The sequence below is a fragment of the Streptomyces sp. NPDC086080 genome (assembly GCF_044540255.1).
GTDB lineage: Bacteria > Actinomycetota > Actinomycetes > Streptomycetales > Streptomycetaceae > Streptomyces.
In genome coordinates this window covers 1-4,822 of the sequence record NZ_JBITRU010000087.1, presented here as the reverse complement: position 1 = coordinate 4,822, position 4,822 = coordinate 1, and the positions used below count along the sequence as shown (strand labels likewise).

Sequence of the window (4,822 nt, the reverse complement as noted above, 5' to 3'; positions counted from 1 at the left end):
GGGGGGGGGGGGCGGCGGGCGGGGGGGGGGGGGGGGGCCGTTGGGGGGGGGGGGGGGGGGGGGGGGCGGGGGGGGGGGGGGGCCGGGGGGGGGGGGGGGCCGGGGGGGGGGGGGGGGTGGGAGTTTCTTCGCCCCCGCCGCCCCTTCCCGTCCCGTCCCTGGGGGCTGCGCCCCCAGACCCCCTTTGCGCAGTTCCCCGCGCCCCTTTGGGGTTGGGGCTAGACCACCTGGTGGAGCCAGCGGACCGGGGCGCCTTCGCCTGCGTGGCGGAAGGGTTCGAGTTCGTCGTCCCAGGGTTTGCCGAGGAGTTTGGCGATCTCGGATTCCAGGTCGGTCTCCTCGGTCCGGGAGCGGACCAGGGCGGCGCGCAGGCGGTCCTCGGGGATGAGGATGTCGCCGTGGATGCCGGTGACGGCGTGGAAGATGCCGAGGTCGGGGGTGCAGCTGTAGCGCTCGCCCTCCGCTGTGGCGCTGGGCTCGGCGGTGGCCTCGAAGCGCAGCATCTGCCAGCCGCGCAGCGCGGAGGCGAGCTGGGAGGCGGTGGCGGGCCGGCCCTGCCAGGAGAACTCCGAGCGCCAGGTGCCGGGCGCCGCGGGCTGACGGATCCAGTCCAGGCTGACGCGCGTGCCGAGTACCCCGGCGACGGCCCACTCGACGTGCGGGCACAGCGCGCGGGGCGCGGAGTGCACGTACAGAACTCCACGAGTCGTCACCGGAACCTCCGGGCTGAGCTGGTCGTCTTGGATCGGGCGGAACGGCCGCGGGCCGCGTTGATGGCGAGGCTACCGTGCGACAGGGCAAGGAGTGTGACGTACCGTCCGTCCTGGTACCGGGAAACACCCGTCATTCACCCGGCAGGACGCCTGTACGGGTGGGAGCGTCGCGTGCGGGGGCGCGCTTCGTACGGGCGACCCGGACGGGCGGGAACTCCCGTGCGTTGTAAGGGTGGAAGGACGGACGTACCGGCGGCGCGGGGAGGCGACGGATGGAGCGGGCGGGGCGGAGGGGCACGCGGCGGTCGCGAGCCGCGCTCGCCCTGGTGACGGTCGCCGCGCTCGGCGTGGCGGGATGCGATGCCGTGGGCGGCGACTCCCCCGCCCCGTCCGGGACGGCGGTGCAGAAGGGGCGGCCGTCACCGAGGCCCACGCCCGTGTGGGACACCGGCCCGGACTCGGTCGCCGCCGTGGGTGACTCGATCACCACCGGTTTCGACGCCTGCTCGGTGCTGTCGGACTGTCCCGAGGTGTCGTGGGCGACGGGGACCAGCGAGCAGGTCGACAGCCTGGCCGTGCGGTTGCTGGGGCGGGCGGAGGCGGCCGGGCGGAGCTGGAACCACGCGGTGACCGGGGCCCGGATGGCGGACCTGCCGGGTCAGATGGCGCGGGCGGTGCGGCAGGCTCCGGAGCTGGTGACGGTGATGGCGGGGGCGAACGACGCCTGCCGGGAGACCACGTCGGCGATGACGCCGGTGGCCGACTTCCGTGCCGACTTCCGCGAGGCGATGCGCACACTGCGCGAGGCGCTGCCGAAGACGCAGGTGTATGTGGCGAGTGTGCCGGACCTGAAGCGGCTGTGGTCGCAGGGGCGGACCAGCGCGCTGGGCAAGCAGGTGTGGAAGCTGGGCATCTGCCCGTCGATGCTGGGTGACCCGGACGCGCTGGACGCGGCGGCGACGCAGCGGCGGGAAACCGTGCACGACCGGGTGGAGGACTACAACACGGTGCTGCGGGAGGTCTGCGCCGAGGACCGGCGCTGCCGCTTCGACGGCGGCGCGGTGCACGCGTACCGCTTCGGCACCGAGCAGCTGAGCCGCTGGGACTGGTTCCATCCCAGTGTCGACGGGCAGGCCGAGCTGGCCGAGATCGCCTACCGGACGGTCACGGCGACGCGGCCGTGACCTATTGTTCCGCACATGAACGAACTCTTCGGCACGCTTTCCGACGGCACCCCGGTGCACCGCTGGACCCTGCGGCGCGCGGGCGTACGGGTACGGGTCCTGTCGTACGGCGGGATCGTGCAGGACGTCGAGGTGCCGGACCGCGACGGGCGGACCGGGAACGTGGCGCTGGGACTCCCCGACCTGGACGGCTATCTCCGCCATCCGGAGCCGTTCCTGGGCGCGCTCATCGGCCGGTACGCCAACCGGATCGCGGGCGCGCGCTTCCCCCTGGACGGGTTCACCTACGCCCTCGAGCCGAACGACGGGCCGAACTCGCTGCACGGCGGTGAGCGGGGTTTCGACAAGCGCGTGTGGGACGTCACCCCGGTCGAACACGGCCTGCGCCTCACCCTGGTCGCCGGGCACGGCGAGGAGGGCTTCCCGGGACGGCTGAAGGTCTCGGTGACGTACACGCTGGACGAGCGGGGCGCGCTGGCTATCGCCTACGAGGCGGTGACGGACGCCCCCACCCATGTGAACCTGACGAACCACTCGTACTGGAACCTGGCCGGCTCCAATTCCGGCAGCGCGGCCGGTCACGAGCTGCGGATCGCCGCCTCCCGCTACACCCCCTCCGGCGCGGACCTGATCCCGACCGGCGAGCTCGCCGACGTCGCGGGCACCCGCTTCGACTTCCGCGAGGCCCGCAAGACGGGGAGCGGGTACGACGACAACTTCGTGCTCGACAAGGGGGTCACGGCGGCGCCCGTGGAGGTGGCCGAGCTGTACGAGCCGGCGTCCGGCCGGGTCCTGACGGTGGCGACCACCGAGCCCGGGATGCAGCTCTACACCGCGGACCACATCACCGAGCCCTTCGCGCCCGGGGACGGCATCGCGCTGGAGACCCAGCACTTCCCCGACTCCCCGAACCGTCCGGAGTTCCCCAGCACGGTCCTCAGGCCGGGCGAGGTGTTCCACTCGGAGACGGTGTACGGCTTCTCGGTGCGGTGAGGAGCGGCTCCCGCGCACACATGAGCCCCGGTCCGGGGTCAGGGTCCCGGGCCGGGGCTGCTCATGTGGGCACTTCTCGTACGTCCCGGCTCCGACGGTAATCCCTGCCGGTGGCCGGTGGCCCTTGATGAGACTGCCCGCTTCGATCCCGTACGAACCCTTCACATCTGTTCCCGTACGGTCCCGCCCCGGCCACGGCGGCGCCACCGGGCCCGTCGTGGTGCCGGTTCCGGCGTGGTGCCGGTTCCGGCGGTGGCGGTCGCCGAGGGGTTCCCCGGGCCCGGGGCCGGTATGGCCACGGAGCGCGGTACGGGCGGGGAAGGGGTCCGGATCGCCGCCCGGGGGGCGTGCGCACCATGGCGTGCTCCACTCCGGCCCGGCGATACTGCGGCTTCCGGCATCCCGTATCCCCATGACGACGGAAGGCCTCGAACCCCCGTGAACTCTCTACGCGTGCGCACAGGTGTCCTCGGTCTGGCCCTGCTGACCGGTCTCGCCGCTCCCACCACCACCGCGACCACCGCGACGGCCACGACCGCCACCGACGCGCCGACGGGTCCCACCGTCGAGGAACGCCGTCTCGACAAGGCCGCCCCGCAGGAGATACTCCGCCGTTCCGGATTCGACACCGTGGCACCGGACTTCGCCCGTGCGCTCGACCGCTCCCACTCCTACGCCCAGGCCCGGCGGGCCGTCGTACGCGAGGGGACGGAGCTGTGGCGCAGGGCCGTCGACCGGGCCCAGGGACGTGGACCGGCGACCGGTGACCTGAGCCGGGACGACGACCGGCCGCTGTACTGGGCGCGGCTCGGTATGGCCCGTGAACTACGAGCCTGGGAACCGGGGTTCGGGCTCGGCGACGGTCAGCGGGCGCGGCTGCTGGACGAGTTGGAGCGCACCTCGCGCGGGCAGACCGCCATCCGGTATCCCCACGGCACGGGGATGAAGCGGGTCCTGGTCACCGGTTTCGACCCGTTCACCCTGGACCGGGACATCCGGATCTCCAACCCGTCGGGCGCCGTCGCGCTCGCCCTGGACGGCACGGTGATCGAGACGGCGGCCGGTCCGGCGCGGATCGAGACGGCCGTCTTCCCCGTGCGCTGGGCCGACTTCGCGGAGGGGACGGTGGAGCGGGCGCTGCGGCGGCATCTGCCGAAGGCCGACCTGTTCACCACGGTGAGCCAGGGCCGGGTGGGCCGCTTCGACATCGAGCGGACCAACGGCGCCTGGCGGGGCGGCTTCGGGGACAACGAGAACATCGGCCGCACCGGGACCATCCCGGTCACCGACCCGGCCTCGCAGCCGCAGTGGACGTCCACCACGCTGCCGTACGCGGAGATCGTCGCCGCCGGGACGGGTCGGTTCCCGGTGTACGACAACACGAGCGTGACGGAGATCCCGGCGGGAGGGACCGAGCCGGTCGTCCGGCCCCTGGGGCCGACGCCCGGTTCGACGGCCCGCGCGGGGGGCGGCGGGGACTACCTCTCCAACGAGATCGCCTACCGGGCGACCCTGCTCCGTGACCGGCTCGGCCTGGGCGAGAGGCTGCCGGGAGGGCATGTGCACACGCCCGTGCTGCAGTTCGGCGCCGGGAACACCACCGAGATCACCGACCCCGCGTTCGTGCGTAACCGGCTGGACATCATCGGCCAGGTACGGTCGATCGTGACCGTGGCGGTCAGTGCGACGGAGCGAACGCGAGACTGACGCCGAGGCCGGCCAGGGCGGATCCGATCACCTTGTTGAGGACCTTCTGGCCGCGCAGCATCAGGCCGCGCATCCGGTCGTGGGAGAAGAACACCGCGACGACGCCGAACCACAGCAGGTGGGCCAGCGACTTGACTTCCTCCCCCTCCTGAAGGAGGGGGATTCCTACGGCTCGCGCCGTGGGGTTTTCTGCTTCATCGCCGACTGCCCGCCCGGAGTACTCCG

Annotated in this window: 4 protein-coding genes and 1 pseudogene; 3 read left to right on the top strand and 2 right to left on the bottom strand. The window is 73.1% G+C overall.

Annotated features, from left to right (window positions below; translation table 11 throughout):
* Window positions 1-218: 218 nt before the first annotated feature.
* The gene (locus ACIF9R_RS38030) at window positions 219-713 is read right to left on the bottom strand and encodes a DUF3145 domain-containing protein (protein ID WP_399987667.1); all 495 of its coding nucleotides are present in this window, start codon (window positions 711-713) and stop codon (window positions 219-221) included.
* 272 nt (window positions 714-985) lie between these two features.
* On the opposite strand from ACIF9R_RS38030, the gene ACIF9R_RS38025 reads away from it, so the two are divergent.
* The 3 genes from ACIF9R_RS38025 (at window position 986) to ACIF9R_RS38015 (ending at window position 4,597) form a co-directional block, all read left to right on the top strand.
* Window positions 986-1,897, top strand: a complete 912-nt coding sequence (locus ACIF9R_RS38025; protein WP_399987666.1) for an SGNH/GDSL hydrolase family protein — start codon at window positions 986-988, stop codon at window positions 1,895-1,897.
* Between the two features lie 15 nt (window positions 1,898-1,912).
* Window positions 1,913-2,890 (top strand): aldose epimerase family protein, encoded by a 978-nt coding sequence (locus tag ACIF9R_RS38020; protein ID WP_399987664.1) that lies wholly within the window; start codon window positions 1,913-1,915, stop codon window positions 2,888-2,890.
* Window positions 2,891-3,328: 438 nt separating this feature from the next.
* Entirely contained in the window at window positions 3,329-4,597 is a 1,269-nt protein-coding gene (locus tag ACIF9R_RS38015) for a pyroglutamyl peptidase (protein ID WP_399987662.1), read from the top strand.
* On the opposite strand, the pseudogene ACIF9R_RS38010 reads toward ACIF9R_RS38015, so the two are convergent.
* Window positions 4,569-4,822, bottom strand: a pseudogene (locus ACIF9R_RS38010) (hypothetical protein); the annotation flags it as partial. The gene ACIF9R_RS38015 and the pseudogene ACIF9R_RS38010 overlap by 29 nt on opposite strands.